The organism is Petrotoga sp. 9PWA.NaAc.5.4 (assembly GCF_002895485.1).
Lineage (GTDB): Bacteria > Thermotogota > Thermotogae > Petrotogales > Petrotogaceae > AZRK01.
This window is the reverse complement of sequence record NZ_AZRK01000009.1, coordinates 85757-104141: the sequence shown is the minus strand read 5'-3', so window position 1 is coordinate 104141 and position 18385 is coordinate 85757. Positions and strand designations below refer to the sequence as shown.

The 18385-nt window shown below is 32.7% G+C and carries 12 protein-coding genes; 5 read left to right on the top strand and 7 right to left on the bottom strand.

What is annotated here, in order from left to right; all coding sequences use genetic code 11:
- Positions 1-173: 173 nt before the first annotated feature.
- The 5 genes from glgP to X924_RS04100 all read left to right on the top strand — a co-directional run bounded on the left by glgP (position 174) and on the right by X924_RS04100 (position 7914).
- Positions 174-2741 carry an alpha-glucan family phosphorylase gene (glgP, locus tag X924_RS04120; protein ID WP_121957678.1) on the top strand — a complete coding sequence of 856 codons (2568 nt, stop codon included), beginning with the start codon at positions 174-176 and terminating at the stop codon, positions 2739-2741.
- A gap of 88 nt (positions 2742-2829) precedes the next feature.
- Entirely contained in the window at positions 2830-5337 is a 2508-nt protein-coding gene (locus X924_RS04115; RefSeq protein ID WP_121957677.1) for an adenosylcobalamin-dependent ribonucleoside-diphosphate reductase, read from the top strand.
- A 12-nt stretch (positions 5338-5349) separates the two neighbouring features.
- On the top strand, positions 5350-6237 hold the full coding sequence (locus tag X924_RS04110; RefSeq protein ID WP_121957676.1) for an ATP-grasp domain-containing protein: 888 nt from the start codon (positions 5350-5352) through the stop codon (positions 6235-6237).
- A 562-nt stretch (positions 6238-6799) separates the two neighbouring features.
- Positions 6800-7333, top strand: coding sequence for an ATP-dependent protease subunit HslV (hslV, locus tag X924_RS04105; protein ID WP_121957675.1), 534 nt, complete (start codon positions 6800-6802; stop codon positions 7331-7333).
- Entirely contained in the window at positions 7330-7914 is a 585-nt protein-coding gene (locus X924_RS04100; RefSeq protein WP_121957674.1) for an NUDIX hydrolase, read from the top strand. Before hslV ends, X924_RS04100 begins: the two co-directional genes overlap by 4 nt.
- Before the next feature lie 41 nt (positions 7915-7955).
- Here the strand turns inward: X924_RS04100 and X924_RS04095 are convergent, their stop codons facing one another.
- The 7 genes from X924_RS04095 to X924_RS04065 all read right to left on the bottom strand — a co-directional run bounded on the left by X924_RS04095 (position 7956) and on the right by X924_RS04065 (position 18077).
- Positions 7956-8993, bottom strand: coding sequence for an ABC transporter ATP-binding protein (locus X924_RS04095; protein ID WP_121957673.1), 1038 nt, complete (start codon positions 8991-8993; stop codon positions 7956-7958).
- Positions 8986-9960, bottom strand: coding sequence for an ABC transporter ATP-binding protein (locus X924_RS04090; RefSeq protein WP_121957672.1), 975 nt, complete (start codon positions 9958-9960; stop codon positions 8986-8988). Before X924_RS04090 ends, X924_RS04095 begins: the two co-directional genes overlap by 8 nt.
- Positions 9961-9966: 6 nt before the next feature.
- Positions 9967-11358, bottom strand: a complete 1392-nt coding sequence (locus X924_RS04085; RefSeq protein ID WP_121957671.1) for an ABC transporter permease — start codon at positions 11356-11358, stop codon at positions 9967-9969.
- Positions 11355-12404 (bottom strand): ABC transporter permease, encoded by a 1050-nt coding sequence (locus X924_RS04080; RefSeq protein ID WP_121957670.1) that lies wholly within the window; start codon positions 12402-12404, stop codon positions 11355-11357. The genes X924_RS04085 and X924_RS04080 overlap by 4 nt, the downstream gene beginning before the upstream one ends.
- Before the next feature lie 112 nt (positions 12405-12516).
- A complete protein-coding gene (locus tag X924_RS04075; RefSeq protein WP_121957669.1) occupies positions 12517-15021 on the bottom strand; it encodes an ABC transporter substrate-binding protein in 2505 nt (834 codons plus the stop codon).
- A 383-nt stretch (positions 15022-15404) separates the two neighbouring features.
- A complete protein-coding gene (locus X924_RS04070; protein WP_233186576.1) occupies positions 15405-17087 on the bottom strand; it encodes an ABC transporter permease in 1683 nt (560 codons plus the stop codon).
- A 15-nt stretch (positions 17088-17102) separates the two neighbouring features.
- On the bottom strand, positions 17103-18077 hold the full coding sequence (locus tag X924_RS04065; RefSeq protein WP_121957668.1) for an ABC transporter permease: 975 nt from the start codon (positions 18075-18077) through the stop codon (positions 17103-17105).
- Positions 18078-18385: the final 308 nt, after the last annotated feature.

Below are 18385 nucleotides of genomic sequence, written 5' to 3'. Positions count from 1 at the left end.
TGTTAAAGTAATACTTTCTCATTGGTTACAAGTATCAGAAAAGTCAAAGAAATAGACGATTTATAAAAATCAGAATTAAGGGAACATTTTGTAAATTTAACTTAAAGCATATGTAAAATAGAGGTTTTGGAAATTTTGAAGGCAGTATAGAAATAAATTTGGGAGGGAAGAAAGTGAATTTTATAAGCAAAATTACGGTTGTTCCTAAATTGCCAGAAAACATATCAGGATTAAAGGAACTTTCTGAGAATATGTGGTGGACGTGGAATTATGATGCTCAAAATTTATTTGAAAAAATTGATGAAAACCTTTGGAACTCCACAAAAAGAAATCCTGTTTTATTCTTAAAAAAAGTTGAGCAGAAGAATTTAAATAAAGCTGCAAATGATCCTGAATTCTATGATTTATATTTAAAAGTTATGGAAAAATTTCATAATTATATGAATGAAAATGAAAATAATTGGTTTAGAAAGACTCACAGTAAATTTAATTATGGAGAAATTGCATACTTTTGTATGGAATATGGAATACATGAATCTTTTCCTATGTATTCAGGAGGACTTGGAATATTAGCAGGAGACCACATTAAAAGCGCAAGTGATTTAGGAATTCCTTTAATAGCGGTGGGATTGTTGTATAGAAAAGGGTATTTTCAACAAAAAATAAATGCAGAAGGTTGGCAAGAAAGTATTTATTTTGATTACGATTTTTCCGATTTTCCAATTTTTCCAGCCAAAAATGACAAAGGCGAAGAAATTTATGTCGATCTTAATTTATTAGGAAGAAAAGTATATGCAAAAGTTTGGGAAATGAATGTTGGAAGGGTAAAATTATATCTTTTGGATACTGACTTGAAACAGAACGATCCAGAAGATAGAGAAATTACTTCCACTTTATATGGTGGAGATCTTGAAATGAGAATAAAACAAGAAATATTAATAGGAATCGGTGGAGTAAGAGCCATTAGAAAATTAGGATACTCTCCATCTGTATGGCATATGAACGAAGGTCATGCAGCCTTTTTAGGATTAGAAAAAATTAGAGAATTAGTTCAAGAACAGAGCTTAACCTTCAAAGAAGCTATAGAATCAGTAAAAGCTGGAAGCGTTTTTACTACTCATACTCCAGTTCCAGCTGGTAATGATGTATTTCCTATTTCATTAATAGATAAGTATTTCGGCGATTTTTGGCCTGAATTAAAAGCTGCAAGACAAGAGTTTATAGAACTTGGTTTAGAAAAACGAGAAAATGGAGAAGAATTATTCTCAATGACTATTTTGGCCCTGAAACTTTCCGGACGAGCAAATGGGGTTTCAAAACTTCATGGAATTGTCTCAAGGAAATTGTGGAATCATGTTTGGCCAGGCATAGAATGGTTGGAAGTTCCTATAAATTATGTTACCAATGGTGTCCATATTAATACATGGTTGAATCCATTATTACAAGACTTTTTGAAGAAATACTTAGGAGAAAACTGGATGTCTTATATAGACGATCCAGAACTGTGGAATAAAATAAGTGAAATCCCCGATAATGAGTTATGGAACATGCATCTAAAACTAAAAAAGCAATTAATAGATTTTATTCATCGTTCCATAAAAGAACAAAGAATGAGACACGGTGAAACTGTAGAGCAACTGCAAGAAGTAGAAAACATTGGAGATGAAAAGGCTCTTACCATTGGATTTGCTAGAAGATTCGCAACTTATAAAAGAGCTGATTTAATATTCAAGGACGTTGAACGTCTCAAAAAAATATTGAACGATCCTAATAAACCGGTACAAATTATTTTTGCGGGAAAAGCTCATCCGGCTGATAAGTCTGGTCAAGAAATAATCAAAAAAATATATGAATATTCAAGGAAACCCGAATTTCACAATAAAATTATTATCTTAGAGAATTACGATATAGAAATGGCAAGATATTTAGTAAGTGGAGTAGATATATGGTTAAATAATCCAAGAAGACCACACGAAGCTTCTGGAACTTCTGGACAAAAGTCTGGAATGAACGGAGCTATAAATTTTTCTGTTTTAGATGGATGGTGGGTTGAAGGATACAATGCAAAGAACGGTTGGGCTATTGGAGATAATAGAGATTATGAAGATCACGAACTTCAAGACAGAATAGATAGCGTTTCTATTTACAACCAACTTGAAAAACAAATCATACCCTTGTATTACAAAAAAGACCATGTAGATTTTTCAAAAGAATGGGTAGAAAAAATGAAAGAATCCATAAAAAGTGTAACATCATTTTTTAATACATCGAGGATGCTAAAAGAATATACTCAAAAATTTTATATGCCAGCTCTTGAGCAATATAAAAAATTTTCTTCTGAAAATTTCAAAATAGCTAAAGAATTTGCGCGTTGGGTTAAGTTGTTAAAAGAAAATTGGAATTCTATAAAAATACATGTAATATATGGAAATGATTTATCAGGGATTCTTAACGCCGAAGAAGAAATAAGTATGAGAGCCGAAATATATCTTCCAGGTATAGGTCCTGATTCAATATTACCCGAAATAGTAGTAGCTAAACTTGATAATGGAAAAACTGTTGAAATAAAAACCTACGATATGAAGCTTGAAAAGGAAATTCAAAAAGATACTTATTTATACACAGGTAAATTTATTATTGAAGATAGAGGAGAATATGGAATAAATGTAAGAGTATCTCCAAATCATCCATTTATGCCACACAAAAATTACTTAATGGGAATGGTAAAATATCCTGAGTAACTTCTCAAAAAATTCATCCCCGATTAACAATATATAGTTATAATATATACCACATAATACTATATATTGTTATAAGGGGGTTTTTATTATGTTGACTGTTAATAAATGGCTTAACGTGGATCCTTCTCCTAATGCAGTTACAATTTTAAAAGATAGATATTTTTTAAAAGATGGTGAAGGTAATTACTTAGAAAACAGTTGGAAAGAAGTTTCAAAAAGAATAGCTAGACATGTTGCTGCGGCAGAAATTGTTTATACTGACGATATAAAGAAAATTAAAGAAGCCGAAGAACAATTTTATAAATTAATAAAATCAAGAATTTTCTTACCAAATAGTCCAACTATCTTCAACGCTGGTAAAACAATGGACAAATCAATATTCAAAAAAGATGTAGAAGAAATGACTTTAGAAGATTATAAAACTATATTTGATTCTCGATCTAAACATAATATGCTATCAGCTTGTTTCGTCATACCTATGGATGATTCACTCTCTTCCATATTTGACGCAGTTAAAAACGCAGCTCTAATAATGAAATACGGTGGTGGAGTTGGATATGACTTTTCAACATTGAGGCCTAAAGGATCCTCAATAGCTGGTACAGGTGGAAAATCTTCCGGTCCAGTGAGTTTTATGCATGTTTTTAACACAGCAGCATCTACAATAGAACAAGGTGGTTCAAGAAGAGCTGCTCAAATGGCTGTTTTAAGGTATGATCACCCAGATATTTTAGATTTTATATATTCAAAAAAAGATAATTCTGGAAACAACGTATTAAATTACTTCAATATCTCGGTGAATATCGACAATCCTGAGGAATTTAAGGCATTTCTAAAAAATGATCAAGAAATTGATTTAAAACATCCTACTTCAAATATTTACAAAAAAATAAAAGCAAAAGATTTAATAGATAAAATGGCTGAAAATGCTTGGAAAACAGGCGACCCAGGAATGCTCTTTCTTGGAAGACATAATCAATATTATGCTATGAGTGAATATACTCCTGTAACTTCAACTAATCCATGTGGGGAAGAACCGTTACCTCCTTTTGGAAGTTGCAATCTTGGTTCAATAGACATATCAAAATTGATAGAGGAAATAGACCTTGGAAACCCAAATGCTGATTCTGCAAAAGATTTCGAAGAGATAGTGTATTGGTCAATAAGGTTCTTAGACGATGTTATAGATGCCAATATATATCCTTTAAGCCAAATAGAAGAAATTTCTAAAAAACAAAGGTTTATCGGATTGGGAATAATGGGATTAGCAGATGCTTTGTTCAAAAAAGATATCCCTTATAATTCTGAATTTGGAAGAAAACTTATGGCTAAAATAACGGCTCAATTAGCCTATTATTCTCATGTTTCAAGTAGTAAATTAGCTGAAGAAAGAGGCAATTTCCCAGATTTTGAAAGATCGAAATATCCTCAAGGATTCATTCCTTTTGTTATGTTAGAAGACGGAATTGACGAAGATTTAAAAATATGGAATGAAAAAATTAGAAAACATTTCTTTACTGAAGCAAAACAGTACAAACGAAATGTTCAAACAAATACTATTGCCCCTACAGGATCTATCTCCAACTTAGCAGATACTTCAAGTGGTATCGAACCAAATTTTCTTTTGTCATATACAAGATATATGATAACTAAAGAAGGCGAAAGAGTTCCTCTTTCATATATAAACCCAATATTAATTGAAAGATTAGGAACAGCTTTAACAGAAGAATTAAAAACCGAAATAATAGAAAAAGGAAGCATTCAACAAATCCAATCAATTCCTGAAGAGATTAAAAAAGTTTTTGTTACTTCTATGGATATTAAACCTGAAGACCATTTACTCGCACAACATGTTATACAAAGTTACCTTGATGCATCTTGTTCTAAAACAATAAATATGCCTCAATCAGCAAGCGTAGATGACGTTAAATCTATCTATTTGAGAGCTCTGGACTTGAATATAAAAGGATTAACAATTTACAGAAACGGAAGTTTAGAAACACAAGTTCTTACTTCTGCATCATCTGATCAAAAAAAAGAAAAGAATGTCACATTTTTTGTAATTGACGAAAAGCACAAATTGAGAGCTCGACCAAGAAAAGAAACTTTAAGAAGCGTAACTCGAAAGTTCAAATATAATAATAGCACAGTTTATGTTACTGTTTCTTTTGATGATGTAGGGGAAGCAGTGGAGATTTTCTTGTCAGATGGTACAGAAACTGCCGAAGTAATAGGGAGATTGTCTTCTATTGCTTTAAGAGCAGGGGTATCTACTGATGAAATAGTCGAACAATTGAAAAAAGTTAAAGGCAACTACTGTAAAGAACTTGCAGAAGAAATAAATAAAGCTTTAAAGGATTTTGAGCAACTATGGGAAAAAGAACCTACTGATTATAAATTCATCAGGACAGGTTTTCCAAAAACTAAAGAAGAAATAGAAAAGTTTGTTTATGCAAATGATTTAAAATATGAAGAAGGCTACTATATAGATTCTGAAGGTAATAGATATTGTCCAAGCTGTCTATCAAAAAATACTTTAATAAACGAATCAGGATGCATTTCATGCACAAAATGTGGTTGGTCTAAATGTTCTTGAGAGGGGTAAAAAATGAATATTCCTATTATCGCAGGAGGAAAATCCTTAGAAAGAGAAATATCTTTTAAAAGTGCTGAAAATATCTTTAAAAGTTTAAAAATTTTAGGTCACAATCCAATAATAATAGATTTAATAGAAAATAATTTTATAGAAAAAATTCAGAATTATAAATTTGTTTTTAACATTGTTCATGGAGATTATGGAGAAGATGGAAGATTAGCTTCACTTTTAGAATTTTTGGAAATTGATTATACGTGTTCTAAACCTGAGTCTTGTTTTGCGACTTATGATAAATACACTTTCTATAGTTTATATAAAAACCTATTTCCCATGCCCGAAACAATATATACAACAAAATTTATAAATAATCCTTTTGAATTTCCCTTAATTATTAAACCAAGAAAGAGTGGTTCAAGTAAAGGTGTTTTTATTATTCATAATAAAGAAGAATATGAAAGATACTTAAATCAGAATTTAAAAGAATTTCATGAAATCTTGATACAAAAATACATAAAAGGTACTGAGATAACCATATCTTACATTCAAAAAAAAGAAGATTTCGTACTGTTACCTATACTTGAAATTATTCCAAAGAAAGAATTTTATGATTATGAAGCAAAGTATACTGAAGGATTAACTACTCTAATACCGTGGAAACATACACCAGAAAAAATACTAAATAAAATTGAAAATATAGGAAAAACTATTTTAAACTTACTACAGTTCAAAGATATGTTAAGAATAGATGCAATCCTCACAGAGAATGAAATTTATGTGCTTGAAGTTAACACTGTTCCTGGCTTAACAGATTTAAGCGATCTTCCAACTTCTGCTAAAGCTGTTGGAATTACTTTTGACGATTTAATAAGGATTATTCTTCAAAATCACAATATCTACTAAAACATGAGCTATCAAAATAGTGAGTTAATTTATAAGGACTTTAGAAATGATATTTTTTAGAAAATAACATCTTGAATTTATAATGGGGTCAGGGCGGAGCCCTCTCCCCCTTCCTTCGGTACAAGTACCGAAAAAGGTAAAAAATTAGGGATTAGTAAGGATTAGAACTTAGAATTATTAGAAAAAAAGCAGGGACTTTAGAAATGAGAATTTTCTAAAAATAGAATTTTGAATTTATAGCGGGTCCAGGGCAGAGCCCTCTCCCCCTTCCTTCGGTACAAGTACCGAAAAAGGTAAAAAAAATTAGGGATTAGTAAGGATTAGAACTTAGAATTATTAGAAAAGAAGCAGGGACTTTAGAAATGAGAATTTTCTAAAAATAGAATTTTGAATTTATAGCGGGTCCAGGGCAGAGCCCTCCCCTCTCTTCTTAGCTACACATAGCGAAAAAATTAAAGAAATTCATATTCTGTTAGGATTAGAGTTTAGGAGGTATTTTTGAAAAACTAAGTTTTAAAATTTCTAAAGTAAGTAATCAAAATGTGCTAAGGAGGTTTTTTAGATGCAATTTAATGGAACGACAATAATAGGTGTTAAAAAAAATGGTAAAACTGTCATAGGTGGAGATGGCCAAGTAACAATGGGCGAAACTGTCTTCAAAGGAAACGCAAAAAAGGTTAGAAGAATAGGCGATGGAAAAGTAATATCAGGGTTCGCTGGTTCTGTCGCGGATGCTTTAGCTTTATATGAAAGATTTGAAGGAAAATATAAAGCATCTCATGGTAATTTGATGAAAGCAGCAGTTGATTTAACAAAAGAATGGAGAATGGATAAAGCTTTAAGAAGGTTAGAAGCTCTATTACTTGTTGCTGACAAAGAAAATATGTTATTAATTTCTGGAAATGGCGAAGTTATGGAGCCACAAGAGAATGCGATAGCTATAGGTTCTGGTGGACCTTATGCTTACGCGGCAGCTATGGCTCTTTTGAGAAATACAGAGTTGGATGCCGAAGAAATTGCAAAACAATCTTTGAAAATAGCTGGAGAAATATGTATTTATACAAACGATAATATTACGTTGGAGATTATAGAATGAATGAACAAATTTTGGCGGTCTCAAACAGAATAATAAACGAAAAAATAAATGCAGATTTTAAAAACTTTATAAAGATAAAATTTTCTGATTTTGGAAAAATTTTAGAATACGGAAATTTTTATGAGAGAAATAAAATAGAAAGTGATAACAATTTTAGGCAAATAATCCCATACGTTGTTTTTAAGAATAAAGAAAATAAGATTTTAGTCCTGAAAAGAACTCAAAATCAAGGAGAAAAGCGACTACACAATAAGATCTCTATTGGTATTGGTGGACACATAAACAAAAATGATATAGGAATCTCTAAAGAACAAACGTTCTTCAACGGCATGGATAGAGAAATCAACGAAGAGTTATGGCTTACTTCAAATTCAAAATATATTTATAAAGGAATAATAAACGATGACTCTGAAGAAGTATCAAACGTACATTTAGGAATTTTATTTATAGGGTTTGTTGAACATGCTGAAATCAAAGAAGTAGAAAACTTTCAAAGTAAGTGGCTTAAAAAAGAAGAAATACTACAAATGCCATACGTAAATTTAGAAGGTTGGACTAAAATTGCCTTAGAAAATATCTAAAAATATCCCCACGATTAGTAATCGTGGGGATATTTTTATTCCTACCTATTAGCCTTTTCTGGAACAGTATTAATTTCTTTATACCTATAACAGGCAACAAAATGTCCATTAGAATCTTCTACAAGCTCAGGGTCTTCTACACTTTCATAGCATTTCGGCTGGGCATAGATACATCTTGGATGAAATCTGCATCCTTTAGGCACATTTGCAGCAGATGGCACTTCCCCTTTTATTGGGATCTCTTTAATCTGATTCTCTTTACCAGGTAAAGGTTCTGGTACGGCTTCTATAAGAGCTTTAGTGTAAGGGTGTAAAGGATTTTCAATTATTTCGTCTGCATTACCTAATTCAACTATTTTTCCAAGATACATAACAGCTATTCTATCGCAAAAGTATCTTGCTGTAGATAAATCATGAGTTATATAAATATATGTTAGTTGTAAATTTTTTTGAACTTCTTTCATCATGTGTAAAATTTCCGCTCTCGTTGACAAATCTATCATAGAAACGGGCTCATCTGCCACTATTAATTCTGGTGATAATATCAAGGTTCTTGCAGTTGCAACTCTCTGCCTTTGACCGCCACTTAACATGTGAGGATATCTATCCATAAATTCTTCTGGAGGAATAAGTTTTACTTCTTCAAGCGTTTTTCTTACCAAATTTTCTCTCTCTTCTAAGGTTTTAGCTTTTTTATGAATTATCAAAGGTTCAGATAAAACATCCCTTATCTTAAACCTTGGATTCATTGAGGCATATGGATCTTGAAAAATCATTTGAACTTGTTCTTTGTATGCTTTGATTTTTTCCAAAGTTGAAAAAGAAATTATATTTTCATTTTTGAATATTATTTCTCCATCTGTTGCTTCTTCCAATTTCATTATCAACCTTCCTGTCGTTGTTTTACCACATCCAGATTCTCCTATCAAAGAAAATATTTCTCCTCTTTTCACATCAAAACTTACCCCATCGACAGCTCTTACCCATCTTCTATCTCCAGAAAAAAATTCTTTAATGGTTCTTCTCAGAGGAAACCATTTTTTTAAATTCTTTACACTCAATATTATTTCATCATTCATCTTCATAACACCTCCAACAAGCAACAAAATGCTCAGGCTCTATCTCTTTTAAAGGTGGTTCTTTCATTTTACACTTATCAAAAGCAACCGGACAACGAAGATGGAATCTACATCCAGTTGGAGGATTTAGAAGATCGGGTGGCACACCAGGTATAAAATCTAACTCTTCTACTTTTTGATGCAATCTGGGAGTAGAAGATAGCAAACCTTTTGTATATGGATGTGCAGGACCTTGGGGCCCATAAATTTGGTAATTTGTTCCTATTTCAGCAGTTTTTCCGGCATACATAACCATTATTCTATCAGAAACTTCAGCTTCTGTAGCTAAATCATGGGTTATAAAAATAAAGGAAAGATTAAGTTCTTTCTTCAAAGTTTTTAAAAGATTTATTATCTGTGCCTGGACAACAACATCCAAGGCAGTTGTGGGTTCATCAGCGATGATTATTTTTGGTTCCAAAAACAAAGCCATCGCAATTACAACACGTTGTTTCATCCCACCAGAAAGTTCGTGAGGATATCTTCTTAAAATATCTTCAGACAAACCTACATGATTAAGATACTTCTTTATAATTTTAATTGCTTCTTCTTCTTCCATCTCTTTATGATTTTGAAGGGTTTCTATCATCTGTTTTTTTATTGTATAAACAGGTGTTAGACTGTTCATAGCTCCTTGAAATACCATAGATATCTTATTCCATCTTATTCTTTTTCTTACTTCACTTTCTTTTAAAGGAACGATATTTTCATTATCTATAATAATTTCTCCTCCAACAATCTTTCCGGGAGGATTGGGCATTCTTAATAAACCCATCCCCAAAGTACTTTTACCGCAACCAGACTCTCCTACTAAACCCAACGTTTCTCCATTTCTGAGAGAAAAACTTACATCATCCAATCCTTTAACGACTCCCTTTCGGGTAAAATAATAAACTTTTAAATTATTGACTGTTAAAACATCATTCATATTTATCTACCTCGTTCTTAATTTTGGATTTAGGATAGTATCCATCGCAAAACCTAAAAATGCGAAAGTCATTCCAACAAGGGCAATCGCTATTCCTGGCGGGACTATCCACCACCAATAACCACTTATAACAGCACCACCGCTAAAAGCATCATGTAGAATCTGACCCCATGTTACTATTGAAGCATCACCCAATCCTAACAAACTAACTGTAGCTTCGTATACTATAGCACTCGGTACATTTAATGCCATACTTGCAAAAGCATAAGGTATAAGCATAGGAACTATATGTCTAAAAATTATTCGTGAATTAGAGGCTCCTAAAGCTTTTGCAGCTTCTACGAATGTCTCTTCTTTTATTTGCAAAGCCATACTTCTAACGGTCTTAACAGGTCCAACCCAGAAAAACAAACACATCATAATTATCAATGTCCAAATGCTCGGTTGGAATATAGCGGATAACACAATTAAAACCGGTAACAATGGAATATTTATAAATACTTCCCATATTCTTTGCATAATCGAATCGACTATACCTCCATAATAAGCAGATACAACACCATAAATCACTCCAACTCCTACAGAAATGGCAGAAGTAAAAAGTCCTATAAACAAAGCCCACTTTAGTCCAGCAACTAAACCACTCCAAATATCTCTTTTAGAGTTATCTGTTCCTAATAAACCAGAAGCACTGCCAGAAACAATAAATATAGGTTCTTCAATAACAGTATTGGAAGAAGTTTTAATCAAGTTTATATTAAATTTATATGTCCCCTTTAAAGGCTGAGGACTTGATATAATATTTTCGTTGGCTTGTGAAAATAAAATGCTAAAAATACTAATATTTTGTGGAACATTGGGTTGATATCTTCTTGCAAAATTTCTTACACTGTTTTGTGCTTCATTGACCAAAGAAATACGAAAATCTCTCATAGTAGGTGCAGTAAAATTTTTATTCACTAAATTTACAGTAGTTCCATCAGGTCTTTCGACAACGATGTTAGCAGTAAAGTTACCTTGATATCTACCTCTCAAAATCATATCAACAGGAGGAATATCGTAATCATATTCATATTCTAAAACATAATTCATTGCCGTTATAGTTGGAGCAAGCTGATTTTCTGCAAATTCTAAATCTTCAAAGTAGACGGTAGGTGTATAATCTTTTGAAGTGAAGAAATTAATCCAAACAGGAGGCACACTTCTTGGATTATCTTCCCAGTAGGTAATATCTCTCCATCTACTTGATGCTTCTGGGAAAGGAACCAAAAATCTTTCAAAAACCACTAGAATAATAAAAACTATGAGAAAAATAATTCCTACAACACCATACTTATATTGCTTAAATTCATTCCAAAAATCTCTAAGTGGACCATTAATTGATTTATTTTTTTTCACGCTTTTCCACCTACTTTTATTCTTGGATCAAGAAATCCATAGATTAAATCTAAAACCACGATACCCCCTATATAAATAGCTGTTGTTATTGATAGGTTACCCAATAAAACAGGAATATCATTTTGTTGAACAGCTGCCCAATATAAACTGCCCATACCCGGCCAACTGAATATACCTTCGAAGACAAGAGCTCCATTAAAGGAGGCTAACAAAGACAACAAAGACATGGTAAGAATGGGAGGTGCAGAAGTTCTCATAGCATGTCCATATAAAACAGACCTTTCAGGTATACCTCTTGCCCTGGCGGACATTATAAAATCTTCTTGCAAATTTCCTAAAACGATATTTCTTGTTAAGTATGCCCTTCCCCAAAAACCTATGAAAACTAAAGTTATTACAGGAAGAGCGAGGTGATATAAAGTATCTACAACTCTTGCCAAAAATGTATTAGGAGGTGGAACACTATTGAATCCACCCGATGGGAAAATGGGAATAGTAAAAGCAAACAACATAATCATCACCATTCCAAACCACCAACTTGGCAAACCATACACTACCATTGTTATAATTGAAGTAGTTTGGTCCATTAATTTTCCTGCCCTTTGAGCTTTTTTTATTCCGAGAGACACTCCAACAACTATATCAATTAATATAGCAACGGTAAAAAGAAGCAAAGTATAAGGAATTCTTTCTAAAACTATAGCAAGAACATCTGTCTCTCCTTTGAAAGACCTCATTATTGTAGAATTGCCATAATTAAAAGTTAATGTATTTATAGCCCTCCAAAAGATTCTACTGGGAAGAGGATCGTCTAAATGATACAAAGTTCTTAATTCTTTGATCCTGATTTGCCTATACTGTAACAAATATTCTGGATCTGTTCCAACTTGTGACATTTTGAGCATTTCTCCGTTGACAATCTCTATTATCTGACCATTCAGAGTTTCTTCCATAACTGTATTGAAAAGAATAGAATATATAAAAATAATGATTACATAAATTAGTATTCCCATAAGAATTCTTTTTATAGCGTATCTCCAATACATAAAATTGACCACCTCTTCATCTTAACTTCTATAATTACCATAAATACAGGCCTCCCCTTTTAAGGGGACGCCTGTAAATGATTGCTATATTTTATTTCAAAGAGATTAACTTTTAATAAACAATTATCGATGTTGAATATGTTGAAGGTATTGCTCCTTCAGATGTTGCTGTAACAACTACTGAATAAGTACCTGGTTCTAAAGTCATAAGAACGCTTGATGGAATTGTCGCCAAGAACAAGCCTGCTGCTTCAGGTTCTGCTTTAAAAGTCCATTTATTACCAAGGGCTATCAATGCAACTTCAACGTTTCCTCCTTCTGCAGGAGTAGCTGTATCGTAAGGGTAAAGAACTTCAGATACATGTATATACACTGGTAAATCAATAGCAGCAAGAGCTGCAAAAGCTAAATCTATTCCATCAATATTCAATCTTGTGGTCTCAAAATATTCATTCCAATAACCACGTTCAAAAGGATATCGTTCATCTCTTACTGCTGTTAATTCAACGAATCTTCCAACGGGATCGTATCTTTCCATCAGAAATGGCCCGTTCCCTATATAAGCATGGTTATGCTTGTTAATAAAATTAAGAGAAGTTCTATATCTTTCAACGGCTTCTTCGGGAGTCACATAATCTTTTATATAAACTGGAACATACTTTTCATCAATCATTTTTTGCAATTCAACTTTTATATCACCAACACATACTGGTTCTATAACATCTACTTCATAAACATTCCCTCCTGCCGAAGTTGCAGAGAAAGTATACTGTCTCCCTGAAGCTCCTCCCTTTTCAACTAATCTTGTCAAAGCTTCAACTATTTCCCATGAAACTCCTACAGGTTGATTAGAAGCAGATACATTCCACCATGGGGCACCCCATGAAGCAAGATACATATGATCAACAGGGAAATTATAATTGAACCATACCGTTATAGAACCATCTGGGTTAAGCTTTCTTGCAACTTCAACTTCTAATGTTGGCATCATACTTGTCGAATAAGTTGGATCATACCTTGTATCACCACTTCCAGAGTCAACTGAAAGATCCCATGCATAAGCAGGTCCAAACATATAATCTGCCAAACTTTCTGAAACACCATTATTCCAAACACCGTATACAATATCATATGTACAAACACTTATAGAAGTTAATCCAGGACCAACATTCACCCATTGCTTGGTGAATGGATCAAATTTGATAGCATCTTCCGGAACCTCTATCAATCCAACTAGTTCTCCATCTTCGCCTAACTCAAATTTTGTATCCAAAGTATCTAATCTTGGAATAATCTTTGCAGGTGTAATATCAGCAGAAGCCGGACTCTCAAACATCCCATAATCGTACATGGTGGAAGCAATATTTATGGAAAAAGTATCGTTGAATCCGTTTGTTCCTACTGGATCCCACGCACTCATAAATAAAACACCTTGAGCAGAATATTGAGTTACCCTTAATTCTCTATTTTTAGTATCTGAGGTTATAATAGACCACTGATTCAAGCCATCACCTAATCCATAAACCACTCTTCTATTGTAATTATTTTTGTTCGCTACATAATAATCTTGCTGATATGAAATATATATTCTTACAGAATCTTCCAAACCTAACTCTGTCGCTCTTAAAATCGCATCCCAGTACTCTTCTTCTGTAGAAAAGTTACCACTATAGACCTTTAGAGTTAAATTATCGATTTCTTCGTGCACATAATTCCAGTGAGCAGGATCTCCTCCACCTGGCATATTAGCATACCATGGAGCATACATTTGAGATACAATATGGTGCCAATACTTTCTTGTTGCTCCTGCTCCCCAGCCTTCTGTATAAATATGCCATTCAAGATCAGCTGGATTTGAATAATAAGCTGTTGTAATAGCGCTCCTATCCCTTTCCAATCTTTCCACTTTTATTCCAGCTTTTTCTATCTGATCGGCAATGTATCTTCCAGATTTTAATCTTCCTTCAGGATCATCAACACGAATCAAGAATTTCAACGTTACAGGTTCTCCATCAAATGTCCACCATTGGCCTTGTTTTATTAACCTTCCTCGGTTTTCTGGCAAATTAGCCGCTTTCGTCATGGCCTCTTCTATCATTTCAAGAGCTAATTCTTGATTTCCTTCAGGTGTTAATCCCATATTAGCAGCTATCTCTATGTAAGGCTGGGTTCCAGGCTGACCCGGAGTTGCCACAGTAAACATTGGACCTCCTGCACCTTGTTGAATCTCATCTACAATATACTGTCTATTTATCAAAAAGTTCATAGCAAATCTTACTTCTTGTATAGCTAAAGGATTAAAATATTCTTTATTTCCAATTTTCACAGTATAAGGAGGCTCGTTAGGAACGGGGTTAAAAAGTAAGGACCACGAACCAGATGGAACAGAATAAACTTCCAAATTATTCAAGATGGACTGAGGCAAAGAATTCATAATAGATGCTGGAACTGAATTCATATATATATCAAGATTTCCTGCAGCAACATCCCGAACCGCAACTTCTTGTTGCATCCTAACATCAAAATACACCTTGTCAGGCATAGGACCTTTTTCTGCAAAAACAACCGCAGAAAATAATACCACCAACATCACGCAAAGAACACTTACTTTCTTCATAATACCCCTCCTTTACAATTTACGTTACTGTCTTTAAAACACCTCTTCAACCTAATTACAAATTTAAAACCTTATTTTTCAAACTTCTTCCTTTCTAAAGTGTCTAAATTTGTGTCACAAATTTCTTAACAATTATTACTTTTATTCATTAATAAGAATCTAAAAAATCAAACATTTTTCAACCTTAGAACTGTAATTTAAGCAAGTTAAAACTATATATCTATATTATAATAGTTTTTAAGACTCTTTGTCAAGCGCGAAAAATTTGATTAACAGCATTTATATAAAAATATTACTGTTTATTGCTAAATAATGAAAAAAATTTCATAGAACTTTAAAAAACACTCTCTAAAAAGTTTTGAGAGTGTTTTTCTCAAATTTAATTATATTCCTAAAGCTCTTGGATCTAAAGCATCTCTTATAGCATCGCCAAATAAGTTAAAAGCAAGAACTGTTATGAAAATAAATATTCCTGGTATTAAAACCCAAGGATAATTCGTCATAACTTCTATATCTTGAGCCTGAGAAAGCATCAATCCCCAAGAAGCTCCTGGTTCTGTTATACCTACACCTAAAAAACTGAGACTCGCTTCTCCAAGAATATAAGAAGGAATAGAAAGCGTGGCTGAAACAATAACATAAGTATAAGTATTAGGTAATAAATGATTCCATATCACCTTTCGTGGTGGATAACCCAAAGCAATTGCTGCCTCAACAAATTCGGTTTGTTTTAATCCCATAGTCATACCTCGAATAACCCTTGTCATGCCAGGCCATCCTATAAAAGATAATATTACTACAATCAACAAGTATCTTATTTCTGGTGAAATGTTGCTGGGCAAAACAGCACTTAAAGTTAATATTAAATACAAACTTGGAATTGACATTAAAACCTCTGTTATTCTCATAAGAACTTCATCTATCCATCCTCCAAAATAGCCCGCAACTCCACCCAAAAGTATGCCTATTGAGAAGGTCAATAATATACCTACTAATCCAATAGATAAAGATATACGTGAAGCAAAAAATATTCTACTTAGTATATCTCTCCCATATTGATCTGAACCCCATAAATAGAATATACCATCATTAGATGAATAATCTGATATAGAGGGAAGCAAAGATTTTTCCACGCCAAACAAGTGTAAATCTGTAGGTATTAAGCCAAAAAGTTTGTAATCCCAAGAATGTATAAAAAATTTAATTGGATAATTTTTTAGATTAACCGCTTTTAAATCAGATGGCGTTAAGGCAACTGGTAAATAATCAAAATAAACATCTATCTCTTCTAAAACAGTGAAGGTATCTATACTTACAATTTCTTTATCAGCTAACTTATAGCCATATCTAAAGTTATTCTTATGTTCGGCAATAATAAAATCTCGAGTATCAATATTTGTCAAAATAGGTTCACCAACTAAAAATTTTGAATTATTAACATCTATAAGTCCTTCTTCAGTTAAAGATACCTTAGTTTCACTTTGATATATGTCAAAATAATATAAAGGAATAAGGTTTTGATCATATTTATAACTGCTTGTTAGTTCTATATATTCTCCATCAACAGTTTTAGCCATTAACGTATTTTTAAAATTATATGTTATATCTGTAACGGTAGCTCCGTAGGTAGAATTATAAGCTCCTAATTCAAAAGTTGTAAACTCTCCTGATTCTGGATCTAATGCCTTTATTATATCAAAATGAGTAGCCTCTACATATCTACTCTGATAAGTTACAGGATCCCTTTCTAAAAGATAAAGGTAAGTGTGCGGACCAATTCTTTCACCCGTAAAAATATCTTTTCTATATATTTTAGATGGTTGAGCAAACCTATACTTTATATGGTTATTAAAAGGATTCATAGGAGATATAAAATCAGCAAAGATCGCACACAAATAAAGGATTATCAAAACCCATAAAGAAATCATCCCTAACTTATGTTTCCTTAGTGCTCTCCAAATAAGAGCAGGTGTAGACATAAATTCTCTTTCAAAAAGTTCTTCACCGTTTTCTAATTCACCTATTTGATTGTCAACTTTTACGTCTTTATTTTTTTTGCCATCCACTTATCTATCCCTCCATTAAGCACTCATTCTAAGCCTTACTCGAGGATCAGAAGCTGCTAATAATAAGTCAGCTATTAAATTACCAATAACTAACAATATTCCTTGCAAAAGTAAATTAGCCATAACTAAATAAATATCTTGTTGAAAAATTGCATCTCTCATTAAAGTACCGAGACCCGGCCATGAAAAAATATATTCCGTAATAAGAGCTCCTCCAAGTATTGAAGATAAACTGAAACCAAGAGAGGTAATTATAGGGTTTATCGCATTTCTTAAAGTATGCTTGTATATAACAATATCTTCCGGCATTCCTTTTGCCCTTGCAAATTCTACATAATCTTGATTCATTTCATCAAGCATTTGCCCTCTCATAACACGCATAGTCCCAGCTAATGAAGCTGTTCCTAAAGTAACCATGGGTCCAGTAACATGCCAAAAATAATCTCCAATTTGCTTGTACCAGGGCAAATTAGCGAACTCTCGAGATAACATTCCTCCAATAGGAAAAATACCTGTATTTGCACTCCACATCAACCACAAAAGTGCGAAAAAAAAGTTTGGAATAGAAATCCCTATTAAACCAATTGTTGTAAGGATCTGATCAGTAGCTTTATACTGATGCAAAGCACTAACTATACCTAAAGGTATGCCAATTCCCCAAGTAAAAATAAATGTTGTAACTCCTAACAACAAAGTTGCCGAAAGCCTTCTCATCAATACAACCCACACATCAATTTTATAAACAAAAGAATATCCCCAATTACCTTTTAAAACGTTTCCTAACCACAGGAAATACTGAGTGACAGGTCCTTTATCCAACCCATATAAAGTTTCGAGTTCTTGAATTTTAGCACGAGATATGTTTGGATTTATTCTATAAGTATCTAAAAAATCTCCTGGTGCAAGTTGCATTACAAAAAAAGATACGACAGACACGCCTAATAATACAGGAATGGCAAGAATTAATCTCCTAATTATGTATTTAAGCAAAATAAGTACCTCCTTACCTTCATACTTTTTTACTCACTTTAAAAATTATGAAAGATTCTACAAATTTTTTGACGTTTAGTTTTTTCAAAAATATATCATCAATTTTAATCCTCACAAAATATGAATTTCTTTAACTTTTCGGTACTTGTACCGAATGTGGGGAAGAGGGCTCCGCCCTGAACCCATTGTAAATTCAAAATCTTATTTTTTAAAAATTCTCATTTCTAAAGTTCTTATCTAATCCTTGCAAAATATGAATTTCTTTAACTTTTTCGCTACATGGAGCTAAGAAGAGAGGAGAGAGCTCG